The sequence below is a fragment of the Methanolobus chelungpuianus genome, assembly GCF_024500045.1.
Taxonomy (GTDB): Archaea; Halobacteriota; Methanosarcinia; order Methanosarcinales; family Methanosarcinaceae; genus Methanolobus; species Methanolobus chelungpuianus.
Genome location: NZ_JTEO01000004.1, coordinates 68,805 through 87,708, shown reverse-complemented (window position 1 = coordinate 87,708; position 18,904 = coordinate 68,805). Strand labels below are relative to the sequence as shown.

Below are 18,904 nucleotides of genomic sequence, written 5' to 3'. Positions count from 1 at the left end.
TATGGAAATGGTTATTTACCGCCCGGAGGAAAGCCTGCATCCAATAGTTCCCCTCTCAATACATCAGTCCTTCTTTAACGGACATATCACACCCACAACCCAACCAACCAATGCAGGATTCCTCTTACGTTCTTTCCCGCCTACAGCTGCATCACTACATCCTTTTATCAGGCTTGCTTTCCGGCATTCAGAGACTTTATCCCTCTTGCTGCAAGCACTCCTGTAGCCGCCGAGTTCACCAGGTCCCTGGAGAGGCCTGCGCCGTCACCAGCTGCGAACAGGTTTGCTATACTGGTCTGCATGTGGCGGTCCACCTGCAGTTTTATCGAATAGAACTTGACCTCCGGAGCGTACAGGAGGGTCGAATCCGAATCCACTCCGGGAATTATCTCGTTCAGGACTTCCAGGCCTTCTATAATGTCCATGACTATCCTGTGAGGCATCGCCATGGAGATGTCTCCCGGAGTGACATCTTTCAGGGTGTTCACAACCGCGTTCCGTCCTATGCGCTGCTCCGTGGAGCGCCGTCCCCTGCGCAGGTCGCCCATTCTCTGGAGGACAGGCTTCCCGCCACCTATCGTAGTTGCAAGTTTGGCCACGGACCGTGCATATTTTATGGTATTCTCCATGGGATGGGTCAGTTCCACATGTACAAGGAAGGCGAAGTTGGTGTTATCCGAGCCTTTGGTATGCATCGAATGACCGTTCGTGGCAACAAACCCTTCATATTCCTCCTTTACCACAAAACCATGCTCATTGGTACAGAATGTTCTGACGGAATCATCATAGCGCTTTGTGCGTATGTGGAACTTGGGATCGTGGTTTATCCTGGTCACAGGGTCCATAATAATAGATGGTACCTCAACACGCACCCCTATGTCAACCCCGCTGAAGGAATAAGCTATCGAATACCTGTTCACGAGCTCGTTGACCCAGTCACATCCCACCCTGCCCGGTGCAAGCAGTGTATATCGGGAATGCAGGCGTCTGCCGTCCTTAAGGATCACACCCTGGCAGGCACCGTTGTCTATGACAATATCACTTACCTCGGTGTTAAGCAGGAAACTTATTCCGCTGGATTCAAGCTCATTCTTAAGCTCGGATATCAGGGCTATGGAATTATCAGATCCTATGTGACGCTGCCTGATATCAATGAACCTTGCACCTGAAGAGGCAGCCCTCCTTTTGAGGGACTCTATTTCCACGGAAGGAGGAGACGATATGTTCTCCGGGGCGCCGTATTTCAGGAATATCCGATCCACATCATCCACCAGGCGCCAGGCAGAACCCTGGTCGCCTGTGAATTCTGAAAGGGTGCCCCCTATATCAGGATGCAGATTGAGTGTCCCGTCAGAGTAGGCACCCGAACCGCCAACCCCGCGCAGTATGGAGCAGGGATGGCAGTGCCTGCAGTTGACAACATCGTTCATGGGGCAGATCCTCGCGCTTATATCCCTGCCCGCTTCAATGACCAGTACAGAAAGGCCGGATAGCATAAGCTCATGTGCCGCAAAGAGACCTGCGGGTCCGGCACCCACGATCACAACATCATAATCAGGATCAGAGAATCTCAAAACATATCACACCCACGGATGCCGCGAAACAGGGTATCCATGGGTATGTTGGTGTCCTTATGATAAAATCTTGTCCAGTTGGCCCACGGACCTTGCGTACTTTATCTCCTGGGCGATCCTTTTTCCGGTGGACAGGCCGGGTTCTATAAGATCGGAGTATGGAGAACCGTTCAGGTAGAGGTTGGTACCTGCAACTATCCTCGCGGATATTTCGAAAACCTTGATCTCAAGGTTGTCAGTGACCACGGTCTCAAGACAGAACGGACCGATCATGCCGCCAAAGAGGCTGAGGGATTCCTCGACGACCTTCTCCCCCAGCTCGAATATGAGAGGCAGCAGGGACTCCCTGGCTACCAGGGGAACATTGCCCGTGACAACATATGTCGGGTGTATGCCTGCCTCTTCCAGTTCCCGCGGGGAGCCGAGCCTGAAGATCTCATCTGCATTGGACTCGACCCTGCGGTCCATGCTCAGCATCTCAAGTATGCCTTCGCTCAGGCGGTAGCCTTCCTGGCGCAGAGGGGAATAGAAGTAATGGAAGTAGTACCTTGTACCCGTTATGAATTCCTGGATGGTGTATTTCTCATCCGGCTTGACATGTTCCTGGAACTCCTCATAGTTCTTGGCTATGAAAAAGCCCTTGCCGCCCTTTGCACCGTGGTACTTGACCATGACAGGTCCGTTAATCTCCCTCGGGTTCACCTTTTTGGGCATGTGTATACCCGCACCCTCAAGCCAGACCCTCTCTTTCTCCCTGTCTGACTCCCATTCAAGCACAGCCCTGTTACCGAAGGAAGGGACTGCCAGGTCCACGAACCTCTCATGTCCCAGATACTCCACAAACGAACCGTGGGGTATCACAATAGCGTTCCTTGCAACAAGCTGGTCGACGATACCAGGAATGTCCTTGTAGCTGTCGACTATAATGAACTCATCAGGCTTTGACTTAGGGAATGCATCGTAAAATCTTGGAGGCTTCTTCACACATATCCCTATGGTCCTGAAACCTTCTTTCCTTGCCCCATCAAAGATCTGAAGGCTTGAGTGGGAACAGACCGTTGCAATACTGAGCTTGTCAAGGTCGTAGTTCCCGATGATTTCCATTATACGTTCTTTAGTAATCATAATATAGCCCCGAAATTTACCCCATATTGTCCTGCTCATTCTTTAACTTTACGAGTTACCCCGGGAAGACTTCGAACCGGTTCGAAGCTTAAGGAAACGATATAATTACCTAGATCTATAGTAACCCTCATGCAAGAAAACGAAACAACGTCAAGTTCGGAAAAAGTTCTGATCTTGCCCCTGAGTGAGGATTCAAAGAAGATCACCCAGATCCTTTCCAATGACAAGGCCATGAAGGTCCTGGAGATCCTCACAGATAAGCCCATGTCGGCAACGGATGTGGCCGAGAAGATGGGAATGCCGCTGACCACGGTCAAGTATAATATAGATGCGCTGGTCGAGGTCGATCTTATCAAGGTCAAGCAGACGAAATGGAGCAAGAAGGGCAGGGAGATCAAGATATACGAGCCTGTCCAGAAGTTCATTGTAGTGGCACCTGGCTCCATGAAAGACAAATCCTCAGTGCTCAGCATGCTCAAGAAATATCTTGCACTGGTTGCAGGGGCTGTTTTCGGGGCTACGGGCCTGGAGGCTCTTGCCAGGAGCAGGGGATTTGGCATCGGAGCTGCCCCCACAACATACACAGCTGCAGATGCAGCTTACCGTAATGCGGAATATGTCCCCATGGCGGACGTCTATGAGAGCGCTTCGCAGGAGATGCCCGGATCTGAACCTCTTATGGCTAATGGGAGTGTTCCCGGTACCGAAGAGAGCGTTAAGGGACTGGGGATCGATGAGGATGCACTCAATGAGGCCGGCGCCTTTAAAACAAGCGCAGGAGACACAGCACCGGGCCCGGACTATGCTGCAGACAGTTCCGGTCTTGACGGATATGTACCGGAAGATGCAGATCCCGGACTTGTATCCTCGATGCCGCAGGACACTTTTGATAGTACCAACATGACAGGCGCACCTGCCATGGACAGTTCCCGGATAGCATCAGACAACCTGTCCGCAGCCTCCGACCAGGTATCGGGGCTAATACCCTACGACCTGCTGTCCCATGTGAGCGTATGGTTCCTGTTCGGGTGCCTGTTCATCATCACCCTGCTGCTGGTGAGAGAACTGTATTATAGAAAAAAGAATATATGACCCTCTGTGAATTGCCATGAGAGTCGCACTTAAGATAGCATACGTTGGCACGGGATTCCACGGGTCACAGATACAGCCGAATGTAGCAACCATTGAAGGGGAGATCTTCAGGGCGCTCACAGAGCTGGAAATAATAAAGGACCCAAAATCCGCCAACTTCACAAGTGCGGGAAGGACGGATGCCGGAGTACATGCAAGGGAACTGGTCATTGCTTTTGATACCGATAAGGTCAACCTTGCCATTCCCAGGGTCATCAACTCCAAACTGCCGAGCGCCATATGGGCCTGGGCACATTCCCCGATAGCCGATGACTTTGATCCCCGGAGAGCAGCTATCGCAAGAAAGTACCGGTATATCATGAGCGGAGAGCAATATGATATATCCAGAATAAGGTCGGCCTCAAAGATCCTGCTTGGTACCCATGATTTTGCTAACTTCTGCGTGAAGGAAGGCGAGAAAAGCACTGTCCGCACCATAGAGAAGGTCGATGTGAGGGTCAGCGGGACACTGACCAAGATCGATATCCAGGCCAACAGTTTCCTCTGGAACATGGTGCGCAAGATAGTGACAGCCCTTACCCTTGTGGGAAGCGGTGCCAGGGACGAGGCCTGGCTGCAGCAGATGCTTGAGCCCGAGGTCTATGAGGAAGGGCTCGAACCTGCACCGGCCTACGGACTCACCCTTATGGAGATAATATATCCCGAGCCGATAGACTGGCAGGAAGATGCATATTCCATCCGCAAGGCCAATGAGAATTTCCACGAATACATGATACGTCACCGTGTCATGGCAGAAGTGATGGACCATCTGGTACCCAGGGAATAAAGGGTCGCACTGCATGGAACACCAGGTCACTATAAAGGATGCCGTCATCTGCTATGATGTCATCCGGCGCAGCGTCAAGAACCCGAGGCTTGAGTTCAGGGAAGGCAGGCTGAGACTCATACTCCCGAAGAACTATGCCGGACCTGAGAGTATCATCCACCGCCACAGAAGATGGATCTACAACCGGCACTGCCGGGCCCGGGATATGCTTGCCCTGGCAGAGGGAGCAGAGCTTGTCACCGACAGGCAGGAAGAAGAGTTCAGGTCCCTTGTGAACCGGATGACAGACGCCATATCAGAGGAACTGGGAGTTGCCCCGAAGGCTGTGCGTTTCAGGAAGATGAGAACGAAGTGGGGAAGCTGCAGTTCAAAAGGGAATCTCTGTTTCAACACACATATCAGGTTCCTTCCTGAGAAGCTGATGGAGTATATCGTATTTCATGAGATGGTGCATCTCATAGAACTCAATCACGGCCCTGCCTTCCAGAGCCTTATCAGGACGCGCTTCAGTGAGCATAAGGACTGTGACCGGAAACTTTCAGCTTACTGGCTCCTGATACAGCAGCATGTTAACAGCATCAGTCCTTGCGCAGCACGGTAAAGGTCCTTGTGAGGCTCCGGTGCACCCGCTGGGTGAACACATCCACAACCGAAAAACCGGCTTCTGTGGCGTACTCAAGTACCGCTATCTCCGATACCACCACTGCAAGCCTGCCCTTTTTCAGTACTCTGTACATTTCCGAGAACGAGCCAGAATACAGGTGATGAAGGGATTCTGCCTTTATTGCCGCCGAGCGCCCGTAAGGAGGGTCTGTTGCAATTGCATCCATACTGCAGTCCTTCAGCGGGACCCTGCAGGCATCCCCGGTTATGAGCGAGTGGTCTGCACCGAAAAGCTCCAGGTTCATCCTCGCGCCATGGGATATCATCCGCCTGACCTCAAGCCCTATCACATGGACGGAAAGCATGCCTGCCTCTACAAGTATGCCTGCCGTACCGCTGAAAGGGTCAAGGAGCACTTCTCCCGGCTTTACCTCACTGATATTCACAAGGGCCCTGGCGACCCTGGGCATCAGGACACCCGGATAGAAGAAGGGTTTCTTATGGGGAGCCCTGTGCTCGTAGCTGCTCCTGTCGATCGATGCTACCACGGACCCGAACACAGCCCTGTCCGTTATGACCAGGCGGAAACTTACATCAGGGGACCTGAGATCTGCCTGGTGGCCTTTGCGGAATATGGCGCCTCCGAGCTTTCCCTCGATATCCTCCCTTTTGACACCTTCCCCATAGTGCTTGATCCTTTTGGCACGCACAACATAAGTGCTGCCGGGTGCGATATGGCCGGAGAGATCGCTCTCCTCAGCCAGTGATATGATATCTTCAGCCTTTACATCACATATGCCTGCGACCCTGATTATATGATGTGACATGGCAAGCCGCTCTGCCACTGACACAAGCCTTCTGTCGGTATCAAGGGCGTCTCCCTCGATATCAACTACAAGGCACTGGTCCAGGCAGGCATGTTCCCTGAACACGAACCCTGTCAGCCTGAGACAGGATAGGATCTCCTTTCGGGGAAGTCCTTCATGCTCCCCTGACAATTCAAAAGCATACAGCATGTACCGCAATAGAAGCAGGAAGTACTATTAAAGTGTTTCAATGGGACTCAGAACATTAGTTCAAGGGCTTCCCTGCCTGTCATCCCAACCTTCACTCCAAGGCTGATGGCTGATGGGGTTGCACCAACCACAGGCGCCTCAAGTACATCCTCAAAGGTCCTGACTCCCTTTACCTTGACAGCCACATCATCAAGAGCTGTTGCAGCTTCCAGGTCAAGGTAGCCGCACATGACAAAGCCCTTATCGGCATTGATCACAATAATGGGAGCCTTTTGCATCTGATAACTGAGACCGATTGCCGTTCCGTTATTAAGTTCTATCTTCTCGATGAGCATAAGGGATCACATATTACAGATTGAGAAGGATATAAATTAAAGTTTTGAACTCCTGTCCAGTATCTCAAGGAGCCTGTCTGTGGTGCCTGGAAAGACGCCGTCCAGGGTGGAAGGATATCTGCGGGCCTGGGCAGGCCTGAGCTCAGTAACCACCACAGTTGCCCCTGTTTGCGCTGCTGTGCGGTTCTCCCTGAACACAAGCACTGCTTCGCCGGTGAAGTCAAAATCGCCCTTCACTTTTTGAACAGAGCCCTGCTTCCGGATAGTTGCATTACCGATGCCTTCCACTTCCAGGATATCAATACCTTCAGGCATGGTTATAAGAACAGACGTGCCTGGTTCTCCCTGGAACCATATCCTGTCGCCCTGATCATAAAGAGGTGCTCTGAAATTGTACCGGACCCTGTAGGTATTGAGAACCTGCTCCTGCTTCGATACAGGGCCAAGGAGTTTCTTAGACAGGACGCATTCCACTCCTGACAGCAGGATACGGGAAGAGGAATCGTTGATCCTCACATCCATTTTCCGGCTTACGGAACCGTGAAGGTTCTTTCTGCTGACAGTATCCATCTTAAGGACCTCCCAGGCGGCAACAAAGCCGTCGCCGTTACCCAGTTCCGAATCGATGGCAGATCTGAAGAGGATGCACTGGAGTCCCGAATACTCCTCCGTATATTCCCAGGTCATGCCTTCCATACCCACAGTGATGTTGTTCTCCCAGGAATAGGAAGCAGCCGCTGGAGCAACGAGCATGGTGTAAAAGATAAATACAAGGCAGAGGGAGCGAAGTACGTTATTCAGCCTCATGTTATCGGTACCGCTCACTTTGTCGTTATATGGCACCCGTCCTCTGTCACTATGAGCGTGTGCTCGGTCTGGGAGACCATTCCGCCCGCTGCTTCCTTGAGCACCGGGAAGGAGTGGATGATACCTGCCTTCTCAAGCTGGAGCAGGGAATACTCGATCTTATCACCCTTCAGCCACCTTCTTGCAAAGGGCAGTGTCCTGTATGGTTCCAGGTCCTTGAGCAATTGCCTGACAGCAGGCAACCTTACAGGCTTGCTGCGTATCACCTGGAAGATCTCCGTGAGACTGCCGTCAAACACCTTGCCTGCGCCGTCTGTTGCAAAAGGCTCGATAGCAATGACATCGCCGGTGTGCAGTACGGAACCGCCCCCGATCCTGCGGTTTGGAACGCTGGGAGGAGCATGGGGAATATATCGGGCCACGCCATGACCTGTGAGATTGCCTATGGGTTTGAAGCCGTATGATGTGATGGCATCCTCTATGGCAGCGCCGATCTCTGCGGTGGTGACGCCGTTCTTTACAGTATCGATGGCAGCATCCAAGCCTGCCTCGGATGCTTTTACAAGGTCGCCGTACCTGCCGGTCAGGTCCACGGTTATGGCTGAGTCTGCGATGTAGCCATCAACATGGACACCAAGGTCGAGCTTTACGACATCCTCCCCGAAGAGGGTCTCATCTCCCGGCAGGGGAGTTGCATGCGCAGCCTCGTCATTGCGGGAGAGATTGCAGGGGAAAGCCGAGCCATCGGCTCCCAGCTCGACCGCGCGGTTCTCCACGAACTCGGCCACTTCCAGCATGCTGGCGCCGACCTTTATCCTGTCCTTTGCCTCACTCCTTACCTGCGAGAGTATCCTGCCTGCGCTGAAGTATTTCTCAACTATCTCATCCGTCATCCTGGGTCCTTCTTTCATATGCTATCTCCTGTCCTTAAATAAAATAAACTTTTTGCGGATCATACCGCGAAGCGCTTTTCCATCTCTGTCAGGTTCTCGTGCCCGTCAGCTGTAACGAGGATAAGGTCCTCCAGGCGGATGCCGCCGATGTCCGGATAGTACAGGCCGGGCTCAATGGTGATGATATTACCTTCCTCAAGTGCCACCTCGCGCTCTCCCACGGAGGGAGCCTCGTGTATCTCAAGACCCACACCGTGACCGGTAGAGTGGATGAAACCTACACTGGATCCGCTCTTGTATGTTGCATACCCTTTCTCCCCGAATATCTCACATACCCTGTTGTGTATGTCGCTGCAGAGGACACCCGGCCTGACCATTGCTATGGCCTCCTCCTGTGCCTCAAGGACAGCCTTGTACATATCCTCAAGCCTTTCAGGGGATTTGCCTTTGAGCACTGTGCGGGACATGTCCGCAAAATACCTGTCGCGCTTGTTGCGGGGGAAAATGTCAATGACTACGGGCTCATCCGCCATAATCAGGCCTGAACCTTCCCAGTGGGGATTGGCCGAGCCTTTCCCGCAGGCAACGATCGTGCCCTCGGCCTCGCAGCCATGCTCGATGAGCGTGAGGTCTATGGCTGCACGCACTTTTTCGGCGGTCAGGTCATATCCGTGGTAGTTGAGATGCCCGTTGACAATCTCAGACTTGTGGATCATCTCCACTGCTGCTTTCATGGCAAGGTTGCATGCATCCTGGGCCTTCCTGACCTTCTCGATCTCTTCTGCATTTTTCCTGGCGCGCAGCTGCTGGAACGGGCTTTTGACAGCCTCGAATGCAAAACCTTCCTCCTTGAGGACCTGGGCTATATGATATGGGAAATCGCGGGGCACGGCTATCCTGCGAACCCCCAGTTCCTGGAACATCTGGGCCAGGCAGTCGCAATATGCAAGTGCGGGGTCTCCCCTTGCTTTTATCTTGTCGCGGTAGCCGTAATCCTGAAGGGTGCGCACTCTGGGAACCCGGGACTCCTTCTCCGCCCGTGTGCGCTCCATATCGGATACGAGAATGACCTCTGCAGCATCCTTTGTCTGCACATAGGCGTATGCGTCGGAGGCAAAGAAATGAGTGGAATAAAAGATGTCCGGGTTATTCGAGTTCCCTACGATCAGGAAGGCATCGGACCTGTGGGCCCTGAGAGTCTCAGTGATATCAAGTACGTTCTTTCCGGTCTTCATGCTGATTATCTTGTATCTGCTAGTACAAAATTGTTGTTAAGGTTGTCCGGAAGGAATATCCCGCCTCAAACCCGGAAAGATAAGAACCATAATTCTGCTTTTCACTGAGCCTGCGGACCTATCCTTATGGTGCTTCTGTGTACGGCATTTCCCTGCATGTCCTCTATGAGCATTTCTATTTCGTACAAGGAAGAACTCTGCCGAAGGATAGTGATCATCACGGGCTCCTCAACCGTTACATTTTCACGTAACTGCCTGCCGGAGGACTCCAGGGTGTTGCCGTCGACTGTGATGGTGTAGGTAATATAATAATCACCATCCATTGCAGCTTCACGCAGAACATAGCTGAACTCCAGCCGGTCATCGTAAGCATTTGTGACAGCTATGAACCTGTCATTGCCCATGCTGCTTTCACTCACACTGATGACCTGCATGCAGCCTCCGGCCCCGTAGTAGTAGTTGCCTGCAGCCGTTATCGCTGCCAGGATCAAAAAGGATATAGCAAGAACTTTCAATATGTCGCCCAAAAAGTGCCTCCTGTTTTTCAATAATGTAGTCTTCAGTATTAATGTAGTTTGTGCAGTGTCAGGCGGATTCTTTACAGAAAGCAGGCAGTAGTGTGTCTGACTGTAACCCTCTTGTAAAATGAACTCATATCATTTATGGGAACAACGGGTATGGTTCCCGCCGGGGGTGCAGCATGGATAAAGAAGAGTCTGACAGGGATATAAGGACATGTATCGGGATGTTCGAGAATCCGGACGAGAAAACAAGAGAGATATGCAAGAGCTTTATTGACAACGTATACATGGTCCGCCAGAAGCATGATAATGGGGAGATAGAGGATATGGAAAGTTACAAGGATAGGGTCGTCGGCCTCTACCAGGCCATGTTCGTCCTTGGGGCCGACCACTCCATCCTGGATGAGATAATGGAACGTGTATATCCCGATTAGAACGGGAATTGGCGGGGCCTCAGACCCTGCCGCCATATTCTGTGCGGATCAGGTACATTTTTAAAGAGAATCCGCTTTTCTCCGCAATGCTGCCCATGAGCCTCTCTTGCTGCCTGGAACATAATGTAGCAAGCATACTTAGAAGCTGACTTAGTAAGAATATCCGGACCATTACAAAGGAATTGATATAAATAGCAGTATTTCCATCCTCCCAGTATCAGCATCTTAGTTAGTAATACCGATTAAATATAGTTCATAAGTGATAATAGTTAATAGATACTGCTGAATAGGATGTACCACACATGAACAAACCGTTACTTGATGTCATATTTGCTTCTGAGAAGAGAAGAAGTGTGTTATTGTTGTTGAAAGACGGTCCCAGGGAAATGGAGGAAATACTCTGTCACGTTAATACGACAAGACAGGTCTTACTTCCACAGATGAGGATACTGGAGAAACATCATCTCATCATTCACCAGAAGGATGCCTGTGAACTGACGACTATCGGAAAACTGATAGTTAATGAAATGATTCCTCTCATGGACAGCGTCTCATTCTTTAATGGAGAGGACGACTATTGGGGAACTCACAAGCTGGACTTCCTCCCGCCACATCTCCTGAAAAGAATAACGGAACTTGGCGAACACAGCATCGTAAAACCCCCCCTTACAGAGTCATTTGAGCTTAATCAAAAGATCATTGAAGCGGGTTACAGGTCCGGGTCCTACCACACAGCTTGTGCGTATTACCATACGGACATGTCTTCGGTCCTTTCCAGGATGGTCAAAAACGGAACAGCTGTTCATTATATAGCGACCAGCAGCGTACTCGAGAAGATGATAGGCAGCGGCCGGGAAGAGCTTACACGATTAATGGAGAACAAGCTCTTTCACATGTATGTCTGTCCTGGAATGGACTTTTTGGGTTTCACATATAACGATCACAGTGTTCTGCTGCGCTTGCTCAAGAATGATGGAAGCCCCGATAGTACCCAGGTCGAGTGCTTTGACCCCGGCGCGCATGAATGGGCCAAAGAGCTGTTTGAATACCTGTTGAAGGAAGCAGTACCGATAAACGATATAAGGATACCAGTCGAACAGTAAGATCCTGTTCTAAAAGGCAGGGTGAGGCGCCGGACAAACCACCACGCTTTAAGGCGCCTCCCTCCTTACGAATCCGGGATGTCCCCCAACATCTCTCTGCTACTCCACTCCCTTGCGGTTCATTTTCCCCACAACCCGCAATAGTAAGTAGGTTTTTTCATTATATAAGATAAACCGTTCTTAATCTTACGAATAATACTATCTTTTGTTAATAAACAATGTTTTAACGGCATTGAAATTTCAGCTTGCCTCTTTCTCCGCAAGCTCCTTGAGCTTTTGCAGTGCTTTGGGCCAGGTAGTTTGGAACATCTCCTCGTACTCCTCCTCTGCCGTATCCACATCTACCATTACTTCGGTTCTGCCGTCCATTTCCCTAAAGGTGTAATTCTCAAGCGCGCCGGCCCATTCCTTCACTGCTTCACCTGAAGTGTATTCTTTTCCACCCTGAACAATGCCGATATGCTCTATGGATATGTACTCGTATGGCCGGTTCTCTTTTATCCGACTCACCATGCCGGACCCAGCACCTGTTTCATCGGGTGCAAGGAAAAGCATCTTGCTTCCTTTGCTCCAGTCACCTGCGTATTGTGAACCGGGTCCGAATACCTCCGTCCATAGCCTGTAGGAATCCTGATTAAGCATAGTGTTCCATACTTTTTCCTTTGGTGCATTGATAACAATCGAATAATGCAGTTTGCGCATTCTACCCTCTCCTCCCATGGTTGAATTTCAAATTTCCGTTGACCTTCGATTCCACTTCTCTTCATGTTATCTTATTTAGAGAAGTACTACATTTTTAGTCAGGGAGTATGAGATAAATATCTATCGAATTTTGGTCCTGTAATGAGAAGATATAGCGCACCGTACCATAATGCCTGCAGAGATGCCACAATCCGGATTACAAAGTTAGTTCAAATTAAAAGTTTAGCTCTTGCTAAAAAAGAAGAAAATCAATCCCGGACAAGCCGGGATTTGAGGTTTAGCGCCCGAACCGGGATTCGAACCCGGGTCGAAGCCTCGACAGGGCTTCATGATAGGCCTCTACACTATTCGGACACGCGGAGGTTATCGCTTTTGAGCACCCTTACATGGGATTCTTAGCATATAAACCTTTGTCTGGTTTTGGAAGTCCCGCCTCCCAGACTCGAACCGGGGGCATCGCGGTGCCTGCGCGGTATGTGTGAGCGAATCACATGAACCATACTACAGCCGCGCACTCTACCACTGAGTTAAGGCGGGTCCTGCAAACCATGCAACGTCACGGCAGTGCCGTGCGATGTAACACTCCAATACGCATAATAATACTTATCTCTTTCGCCGCAAAGGCCATGGGATTCCGGGAAGGCACGGAACCTGCACAGATACAGGAAAGCCAAAAAGCAATAAGGGCTTCAGCATTAAGATACGCAATCAAAAAAGAAGTATCGTAGGGCACCTCTGCTGAAGTGCCTTCTGATATACGGGTAATTAACCTGACAGGGTTAGAAGGTATCCAGTTCACCCTTGCTCACCATATCGGTGATCCTGGTGATATTGGACAGCCACTCATCCATGACAGCCTCGGTCTCTGCCCTGACGGATGCAAAGTTCGCTCCGTCTTCCGGAATGATCTGGGCACTTGCCACAAGGGGCTGGTCTATTGGCTTGCCTATCTGGGACAGCAGGCGTATGTAAACGTCCTGGACCTCAGGCACTGCCTTTACTATATCCCTTGCCATCTGGGTGGACAGCGGGTTATATATCTTGCCGATATGGTTGATCGGGTTCTTGCCGCTGGTGGCCTCCATGCTCATGGGCCTGCCCGGTGTGATAAGGCCGTTGCAGCGGTTCCCGCGTCCTACCGAGCCATCGTCACCCATCTCCGCGGATGTGCCTGTTACGGTCAGGAACACCGAGCCGCATTTCTCATTGTCGCCTGTGTTAAGGAAGGCAGACACATTCCTGTCGGTACGCTTCATGGCGAGGTCCGTTACGTAGTCCATCATCTCCTCCTTCAGGTTGATGTAATGGTCCATATCGTCGATGTGCCGACCTACCATTCCGCAGCATATGGTAAGAGTGATGTCGTTATCATCCCTGAGGCCCATTACCTTGATGTCGGTCCCTATGCCCGGTATCTTCTTCTTGAGGTCCGTGATGAGCTTCCTTTCGGTCTCGTAGACGATCTGTTCAAGCTCAGAGAAGGGAGCATGGCCGATACCAAAGGATGTGTCGTTTGCAACGGGCACCCTTGCCCTGTTAAAGACATCCCTGAGGTCGGATGAGCCGGTACCCATCTTGCAGTCGATTATCATGTCCCTTTCAAGATCAAGGTCGACTATATTCCTGCGGATGTATTCCCTTGCAGCTGAGAGAGCCACTGCCTCAGCAGGGATCTCCACACCTTCGAACTCCTTCGTGGCCCTTCCCACAAGCAGGGCGTATATGGGCTGGATGACCTCTCCGCCGCCGAACTTCGGGCTTGACCTGCCTGCCACGATCTGCGTCTCATCGGTATTGTGGTGCAGGACCACGCCGCACTTCTTAATGTACTCTTTACATAGCGCACGGCTCACTGCCTCTGAAAGACCATCAGAAATGCTGTCAGGGTGACCAATACCCTTCCTTTCCACAATTTCGATCTTTTGCTTTTCAATAGGCGTCTGTATCAGGTGTTCGACATTGATATTACGCATCATTTTTTGATCCTCATGTGAATTAAGTAACACACTGCGAAAGAATAGATAATCGGACAGATAATTAAGTATTCTTTCTGTATCAACTACCCACGTATTATTTAATATTAACTCTCCATCCGTATTACTCTCAGTAATTAATTATGCGTATATGCAATATAGGATAATACATCCGTCAGCGTGAAATCTATATCATATAAAGGACTTTCAGAGAACAATCCATATAAGTGCCGGATATCCTGGCAGCAATATCGCTCATCGATACCTATCGAAGCCATACGTCCGGCCGTTCACTTTTACCAGAAGGATCATACATGATACGTATTGCCATACCTAATAAAGGACGCCTGCACGACCCCACGGTCAGCCTGCTCAGGGAAGCGGGACTGCCTGTGCTTGAAGGCAGCACAAGGAAGCTTTTTGCAAAAACCACGGACCCTGAGATAACATATCTTTTTGCAAGGGCTGCGGATATACCCGAGTATGTCCAGGACGGTGCGGCAGATGTGGGTATCACCGGGCTTGACCTGATAAACGAGACCGATGCCAAGGTAGAGGTTCTGCTGGACCTTAAGTTCGGAGCCGCCAACCTCGTGCTCGCTGTCCCTGAGGACTCACCCATATCCTCTGCAGAACAACTTGAAGGCATGCGTGTGGCGACGGTTTTCCCGAATATCACCCGCAAGTACTTTGACAACGCAGGAGTGAAGATAGAGATCATAAGGGTAAGCGGGGCATGCGAGATGACCCCTCACGTTGGCATTGCAGATGCCATTGTGGATATCTCAAGCTCGGGCACCACCCTTGTCACGAACCATCTGAAGATGATCGAGAAGGTGTTCTCTTCATCGGTCTACCTGATAGCCAACAGGAAAAGCATGCAGAAGGATGGCAAGATCGAACAGATAAAGACTGCAGTCGAGAGCGTGCTGCGTGCCAAGGGCAAGCGCTACCTGATGATGAACGTGCCTGCGGAATACCTTGAACAGGTGAAGAAAGTGCTCCCGGGGCTTGCCGGACCTACAGTCATGAAGGTGGAATCCGACGAGTCCATGCTTGCAGTCCATGCAGTGGTCGGATCAGACACGATATTTGCAACAGTCGGCGAACTTAAGGCAGCAGGAGCCAGGGACATCCTGGTCGTGCCCATCGAAAGGATGATGCCCTGAGGTATTAACGTGAGTTTTGAGATAATCCCTGCAGTGGATATGAGGAACGGCAAGTGTGTACAGCTGGTGCAGGGCGTGCCCGGCAGCGAGCTGGTAAGCCTTGACGACCCGGTGGCAGTTGCAAAGGACTGGGTGTCCCAGGGCGCAAGGACCCTTCACCTGATAGACCTTGACGGCGCCATAGAAGGCAAGCGCCATAACGCTCCTATTATTGAGAGAATCGTGAAGGAGTGCAAGCCCATGGGCGTGGTCATCCAGGTGGGCGGAGGCATCCGTTCATTCGAGGATGCTGCAGGCCTGCTGGAACTTGGTGTCGACAGGGTGATACTCAGTACGGCTGCCATTAAGAATCCCGACCTAGTGAAGCAGCTGGCAGGCTCCTTCGGCAGCGAGCGTGTCAACGTCGCCCTTGATTCCAGGAACGGGAAAATATCCATAGAAGGCTGGAAAAAGCAGTCCGAACACACTGCCGTCGAGATGGGGTCCAGGTTTGAGGAGCTTGGGGCCGGAAGCCTGCTTTTCACCAATATAGACACGGAAGGCCTTATGAAAGGAGTCAATACGAAACCTACCGAAGAGCTGGTAAGATCAGTAAACATTCCCGTGATCGCATCCGGAGGGGTTACGGGACTCTCAGACCTCATCGCCATCAAAAGAACAGGCGCCTCGGCAGTTGTTGTGGGAAGTGCGCTGTACACCGGCAAGTTCACGCTCGCAGAAGCGATAAATATTATTAATGAAGATATAAATTAAAGATATAAGGACGTTTCCAGGCAAATACCACAGGTGCACCCATGAGAGAAGCTAAAATTTCACGCAGGACAGCTGAGACCGATATCCGCATTGAGCTGAAGCTTGACGGGACAGGTTCATCCACCATCAGTACGGGCATAGGGTTCTTTGATCACATGCTCACAGCATTCTCAAAACACAGCGGTTTCGACCTTGCTGTTGACGCAAAGGGCGATCTTATCGTGGACGACCACCACCTCATTGAGGATACAGGCATTGTCCTCGGACAGGCCATAGCAACAGCACTTGAGAACAAGGCAGGCATTGCCAGGTTCGGCGAGGCCCGCATTCCCATGGACGAGGCGATGGCAAGCGTGGCCCTGGATATAGGAGGCCGCAGCTACCTCGTGCTTGAAGCGGCATTCGTATCACCAAAAGTAGGGGAGTTCAGCACCCAGATGGTCAGGCATTTCTTCGAATCCATCGTCCAGCACGCAAAGATAAACATGCACGCAAGCGTCTACGGAGACAATGACCATCACAAGATAGAGGCACTCTTCAAGGCTTTCGCATACGCCCTGAAAAGAGCAGCGGTCATTGAAGGACAGGGCATTAAGAGCACCAAGGGAACGTTATAGCCAGGCTTACCTGAACTTTTCCCTTAACCTTGCATAGAATTCCTGTTCCTTTCCACTTGTTTTCTTCGAGAGCCTCTCCACAATGAGCTCAGGCGTGCTCTTTGCAATATAATCGTATCTTGGACTGCGGTCCACGATGAGGTTCAGGTCCGCATCAAGTCCGCTGGCTTCTATACCGTCCACACGGATGCTGCTTTTCGTATTCTCAAGGATCAGTTCCGACAGGTGCGATACGAATACTGCCATGCTCCGCCTGTTCTCTGTCAGCACTTCGAGTATGCCTGCTATGATCTTAGCCGAGGCTCCCGGTTCGGTTATGGATTCAAGCTCATCCACCAGCACCAGCTTGCTTGTGTCGTCCGCAACGACTGCAAACTCGGTCAGCGTGGTCTCAAAGGCCCCCGCATCCAAGGTGCCCTTGGATTTGGCGAAATAGTACATCCCGTCAGTGAAGGAAAGCTCGAAGGCTGATGCAGGCACCGGGAAGCCCATGTGTGCCAGTATGACGGACTGCGCCAGCAACTCCAGCATGGAAGTCTTACCTCCCGAATTGACACCGCTGAGGAGCACGACCCGTTTTGGATCTCCCTGAGGGCTGAAGCGGGTTCCGCCTACTGAATAATCTATCGGGACGACCTTGCCATGCCTGGAGAGGATGAACATGTTCCTGCCCTTCTCAAAACCAAAACCTGGACCCTCTACTATCTCCGGCATGACGAGGTTGTGAGAAGACGCAAAGCATCCTATTGCAAAGCCGACGTCGAAATCCAGTACTTCCCTGACCATGCCCCTGACAGTGTCAAGAGAAGATGCAAGTACCCTGGAAACCTCACGCTTGTGCTCAAGCTGCCTTTTCAGGATCTTTTTTTCAATATGCTGCCTGAGAACATTCAATTGCTCACGATCGGCTTCAAGCGGATGCGTGATCTCCTCAGGAAAGAGCGAGTCAACAAAGAGGGCTTCCTTCTTTTCAAGGCTCAGGGTGCTGCATACCTCACCGGCGCACTCCCTGACCACCGTATGATAGGAAGCGCGCAGCTTTTTACCCACCAGATCCTTCAGCTCCACCGACCCCTTCATCACCTTCAGCATCTCCTGCCCGCGCAATGTGAACTCACTGTTCACGAGACATTCATCCAGTTTTGCATTGGCATTCCTCACGGCGATGGAAACGGACTGGTCAAGGCCGGCCATCACATAACGCAGCCTGTCAACCTCCTTGTCAGTGCCTGCGGTTATATTGCCATTCTCATCTATCACCGAGAGAACGGAAGCAAGTTTCCCGAGATCTTTATCAGGCACGCCGGCATAGAAGCCAATACCTTTTGAGCGTAGCAGCTGCACCACCCGTATCGAGCAGGTGATGCTCTCGAGGTTCCTTGCAAAGGTGGATATATCCTTCTCGGGAATGATCTGCCAGTTCTCTGCACCCTTAAGGTCAGTGATGAACTCCGGCCTTACATCCTCCGGGAAATCAAAAGAGAGATATGCATCATCAGCTGCGATAACATGGGAATATCCCCTTGCTGTGTCAATGAACTCGGACAGTGACCTTGCAAGGTGCACATCCAGCATCGACCCGAATCTCTCACGGGCATACTCGAACACTTTCTGGTCCGCAGTTACGATAACCCGGTCCCGCACCTTGGGAATCGTGAACTTGAAGCTGAGCTGCTTTACCTTGGGAAGCAGGGCGAGTATCTCCTCATCATCCTTCAGGAGCCTCGCGGTGTCCATGCAGGATGAGACTGAGCTGCGCAGCTCCATTATAATGTCGGACCTGCTGGATGGATAGGGAATATAGATGTTCAGTTTGTCCCTGGCATAGGAAGTGTGGGCGAAGCCCTTTACAAGGTCAAGGACCTTCTCGTAAACATCCATGGCTTCCCTGGTCTTCAGGAAATCACACGCTGTCACTCCTTCCTTCCTGGAGCGGACATCATGCACGAGGGTGATGGCATAACGCTGGCCCATGCCCTCGACCTGGGAGATGCTGGCAATATCGCCACCTACAATGGCTTCGAGGGCCAGGCTCTCACTTCCGAAATGCTCAATGAGGCGCTTGGCCATCTTGTCCCCTATGCGGGGTATATCACGTAAGCTCCTGATATCAACCGACATAAAAA

At 51.3% G+C, this 18,904-nt stretch carries 19 protein-coding genes and 2 tRNA genes; 8 read left to right on the top strand and 13 right to left on the bottom strand.

Annotated features, from left to right (window positions below):
- Positions 1-167: 167 nt before the first annotated feature.
- Complete coding sequence (locus tag PV02_RS04815) at positions 168-1,574, bottom strand: NAD(P)/FAD-dependent oxidoreductase (protein WP_256622257.1); 1,407 nt, start codon at positions 1,572-1,574, stop codon at positions 168-170.
- Between the two features lie 57 nt (positions 1,575-1,631).
- On the bottom strand, positions 1,632-2,699 hold the full coding sequence (locus PV02_RS04810) for a formate--phosphoribosylaminoimidazolecarboxamide ligase (protein ID WP_256622256.1): 1,068 nt from the start codon (positions 2,697-2,699) through the stop codon (positions 1,632-1,634).
- Positions 2,700-2,828: 129 nt separating this feature from the next.
- Between PV02_RS04810 and PV02_RS04805 the strand changes: the two genes are divergently transcribed.
- Genes PV02_RS04805 through PV02_RS04795 form a run of 3 tightly spaced genes read left to right on the top strand, consistent with a single transcriptional unit; the run spans position 2,829 to position 5,218 of the window.
- Positions 2,829-3,791, top strand: coding sequence for an ArsR/SmtB family transcription factor (locus PV02_RS04805; RefSeq protein ID WP_256622255.1), 963 nt, complete (start codon positions 2,829-2,831; stop codon positions 3,789-3,791).
- A gap of 16 nt (positions 3,792-3,807) precedes the next feature.
- The gene (gene truA, locus PV02_RS04800) at positions 3,808-4,617 is read left to right on the top strand and encodes a tRNA pseudouridine(38-40) synthase TruA (protein ID WP_256622254.1); all 810 of its coding nucleotides are present in this window, start codon (positions 3,808-3,810) and stop codon (positions 4,615-4,617) included.
- A 13-nt stretch (positions 4,618-4,630) separates the two neighbouring features.
- Positions 4,631-5,218 carry a M48 metallopeptidase family protein gene (locus PV02_RS04795; protein ID WP_256622253.1) on the top strand — a complete coding sequence of 196 codons (588 nt, stop codon included), beginning with the start codon at positions 4,631-4,633 and terminating at the stop codon, positions 5,216-5,218.
- Here PV02_RS04795 and PV02_RS04790 read toward each other — a convergent pair.
- From PV02_RS04790 to PV02_RS04765, 6 genes are all read right to left on the bottom strand, one after another.
- Positions 5,196-6,236 (bottom strand): TRM11 family SAM-dependent methyltransferase, encoded by a 1,041-nt coding sequence (locus PV02_RS04790; RefSeq protein ID WP_256622252.1) that lies wholly within the window; start codon positions 6,234-6,236, stop codon positions 5,196-5,198. The genes PV02_RS04795 and PV02_RS04790 overlap by 23 nt on opposite strands.
- A gap of 47 nt (positions 6,237-6,283) precedes the next feature.
- Entirely contained in the window at positions 6,284-6,571 is a 288-nt protein-coding gene (locus PV02_RS04785) for a YunC family protein (RefSeq protein WP_256622251.1), read from the bottom strand.
- 36 nt (positions 6,572-6,607) lie between these two features.
- Positions 6,608-7,378, bottom strand: coding sequence for a hypothetical protein (locus PV02_RS04780; RefSeq protein WP_256622250.1), 771 nt, complete (start codon positions 7,376-7,378; stop codon positions 6,608-6,610).
- Positions 7,379-7,392: 14 nt separating this feature from the next.
- Positions 7,393-8,289, bottom strand: a complete 897-nt coding sequence (gene map / locus PV02_RS04775) for a type II methionyl aminopeptidase (RefSeq protein WP_256622249.1) — start codon at positions 8,287-8,289, stop codon at positions 7,393-7,395.
- A gap of 41 nt (positions 8,290-8,330) precedes the next feature.
- On the bottom strand, positions 8,331-9,506 hold the full coding sequence (locus tag PV02_RS04770; RefSeq protein WP_256622248.1) for a M24 family metallopeptidase: 1,176 nt from the start codon (positions 9,504-9,506) through the stop codon (positions 8,331-8,333).
- Positions 9,507-9,607: 101 nt separating this feature from the next.
- Entirely contained in the window at positions 9,608-10,033 is a 426-nt protein-coding gene (locus PV02_RS04765; RefSeq protein WP_256622247.1) for a hypothetical protein, read from the bottom strand.
- 173 nt (positions 10,034-10,206) lie between these two features.
- Here PV02_RS04765 and PV02_RS04760 point away from each other — a divergent pair, with 173 nt between their 5' ends.
- Both PV02_RS04760 and PV02_RS04755 read left to right on the top strand, forming a co-directional pair.
- Entirely contained in the window at positions 10,207-10,461 is a 255-nt protein-coding gene (locus tag PV02_RS04760; protein ID WP_256622246.1) for a hypothetical protein, read from the top strand.
- Between the two features lie 302 nt (positions 10,462-10,763).
- Positions 10,764-11,564 carry a helix-turn-helix transcriptional regulator gene (locus tag PV02_RS04755; RefSeq protein WP_256622245.1) on the top strand — a complete coding sequence of 267 codons (801 nt, stop codon included), beginning with the start codon at positions 10,764-10,766 and terminating at the stop codon, positions 11,562-11,564.
- Positions 11,565-11,804: 240 nt separating this feature from the next.
- Here the strand turns inward: PV02_RS04755 and PV02_RS04750 are convergent, their stop codons facing one another.
- From PV02_RS04750 to PV02_RS04735, 4 genes are all read right to left on the bottom strand, one after another.
- Positions 11,805-12,266, bottom strand: coding sequence for an SRPBCC family protein (locus tag PV02_RS04750; RefSeq protein ID WP_256622244.1), 462 nt, complete (start codon positions 12,264-12,266; stop codon positions 11,805-11,807).
- Between the two features lie 281 nt (positions 12,267-12,547).
- Positions 12,548-12,620 (bottom strand) — tRNA-Asp (locus tag PV02_RS04745).
- Between the two features lie 73 nt (positions 12,621-12,693).
- A tRNA-Tyr gene (locus PV02_RS04740) sits at positions 12,694-12,803 on the bottom strand.
- A 242-nt stretch (positions 12,804-13,045) separates the two neighbouring features.
- Positions 13,046-14,242 carry a methionine adenosyltransferase gene (locus PV02_RS04735; RefSeq protein ID WP_256622243.1) on the bottom strand — a complete coding sequence of 399 codons (1,197 nt, stop codon included), beginning with the start codon at positions 14,240-14,242 and terminating at the stop codon, positions 13,046-13,048.
- A gap of 311 nt (positions 14,243-14,553) precedes the next feature.
- On the opposite strand from PV02_RS04735, the gene hisG reads away from it, so the two are divergent.
- The 3 genes from hisG to hisB are packed head-to-tail and all read left to right on the top strand — an operon-like array spanning position 14,554 to position 16,778.
- Positions 14,554-15,408, top strand: coding sequence for an ATP phosphoribosyltransferase (gene hisG / locus PV02_RS04730; protein ID WP_256622242.1), 855 nt, complete (start codon positions 14,554-14,556; stop codon positions 15,406-15,408).
- Positions 15,409-15,417: 9 nt separating this feature from the next.
- A complete protein-coding gene (gene hisA, locus PV02_RS04725) occupies positions 15,418-16,161 on the top strand; it encodes a 1-(5-phosphoribosyl)-5-[(5-phosphoribosylamino)methylideneamino]imidazole-4-carboxamide isomerase (RefSeq protein WP_256622241.1) in 744 nt (247 codons plus the stop codon).
- Positions 16,162-16,202: 41 nt separating this feature from the next.
- Positions 16,203-16,778, top strand: coding sequence for an imidazoleglycerol-phosphate dehydratase HisB (gene hisB, locus PV02_RS04720; RefSeq protein ID WP_256622240.1), 576 nt, complete (start codon positions 16,203-16,205; stop codon positions 16,776-16,778).
- 6 nt (positions 16,779-16,784) lie between these two features.
- On the opposite strand, the gene PV02_RS04715 is transcribed toward hisB, so the two are convergent.
- Positions 16,785-18,899 carry a MutS-related protein gene (locus PV02_RS04715; protein ID WP_256622239.1) on the bottom strand — a complete coding sequence of 705 codons (2,115 nt, stop codon included), beginning with the start codon at positions 18,897-18,899 and terminating at the stop codon, positions 16,785-16,787.
- Positions 18,900-18,904 lie beyond the last annotated feature (5 nt).

Coding starts and splice junctions, on each gene's coding strand:
- PV02_RS04810 (WP_256622256.1), bottom strand. CDS start 2,699: ATGATTACTAAAGAACGTATAATGGAAATCATCGGGAACTACGACCTT.
- PV02_RS04805 (WP_256622255.1), top strand. CDS start 2,829: ATGCAAGAAAACGAAACAACGTCAAGTTCGGAAAAAGTTCTGATCTTG.
- truA (WP_256622254.1), top strand. CDS start 3,808: ATGAGAGTCGCACTTAAGATAGCATACGTTGGCACGGGATTCCACGGG.
- PV02_RS04795 (WP_256622253.1), top strand. CDS start 4,631: ATGGAACACCAGGTCACTATAAAGGATGCCGTCATCTGCTATGATGTC.
- PV02_RS04790 (WP_256622252.1), bottom strand. CDS start 6,236: ATGCTGTATGCTTTTGAATTGTCAGGGGAGCATGAAGGACTTCCCCGA.
- PV02_RS04785 (WP_256622251.1), bottom strand. CDS start 6,571: ATGCTCATCGAGAAGATAGAACTTAATAACGGAACGGCAATCGGTCTC.
- PV02_RS04780 (WP_256622250.1), bottom strand. CDS start 7,378: ATGAGGCTGAATAACGTACTTCGCTCCCTCTGCCTTGTATTTATCTTT.
- map (WP_256622249.1), bottom strand. CDS start 8,289: ATGAAAGAAGGACCCAGGATGACGGATGAGATAGTTGAGAAATACTTC.
- PV02_RS04770 (WP_256622248.1), bottom strand. CDS start 9,506: ATGAAGACCGGAAAGAACGTACTTGATATCACTGAGACTCTCAGGGCC.
- PV02_RS04760 (WP_256622246.1), top strand. CDS start 10,207: ATGGATAAAGAAGAGTCTGACAGGGATATAAGGACATGTATCGGGATG.
- PV02_RS04755 (WP_256622245.1), top strand. CDS start 10,764: ATGAACAAACCGTTACTTGATGTCATATTTGCTTCTGAGAAGAGAAGA.
- PV02_RS04750 (WP_256622244.1), bottom strand. CDS start 12,266: ATGCGCAAACTGCATTATTCGATTGTTATCAATGCACCAAAGGAAAAA.
- PV02_RS04735 (WP_256622243.1), bottom strand. CDS start 14,242: ATGATGCGTAATATCAATGTCGAACACCTGATACAGACGCCTATTGAA.
- hisG (WP_256622242.1), top strand. CDS start 14,554: ATGATACGTATTGCCATACCTAATAAAGGACGCCTGCACGACCCCACG.
- hisB (WP_256622240.1), top strand. CDS start 16,203: ATGAGAGAAGCTAAAATTTCACGCAGGACAGCTGAGACCGATATCCGC.
- PV02_RS04715 (WP_256622239.1), bottom strand. CDS start 18,899: ATGTCGGTTGATATCAGGAGCTTACGTGATATACCCCGCATAGGGGAC.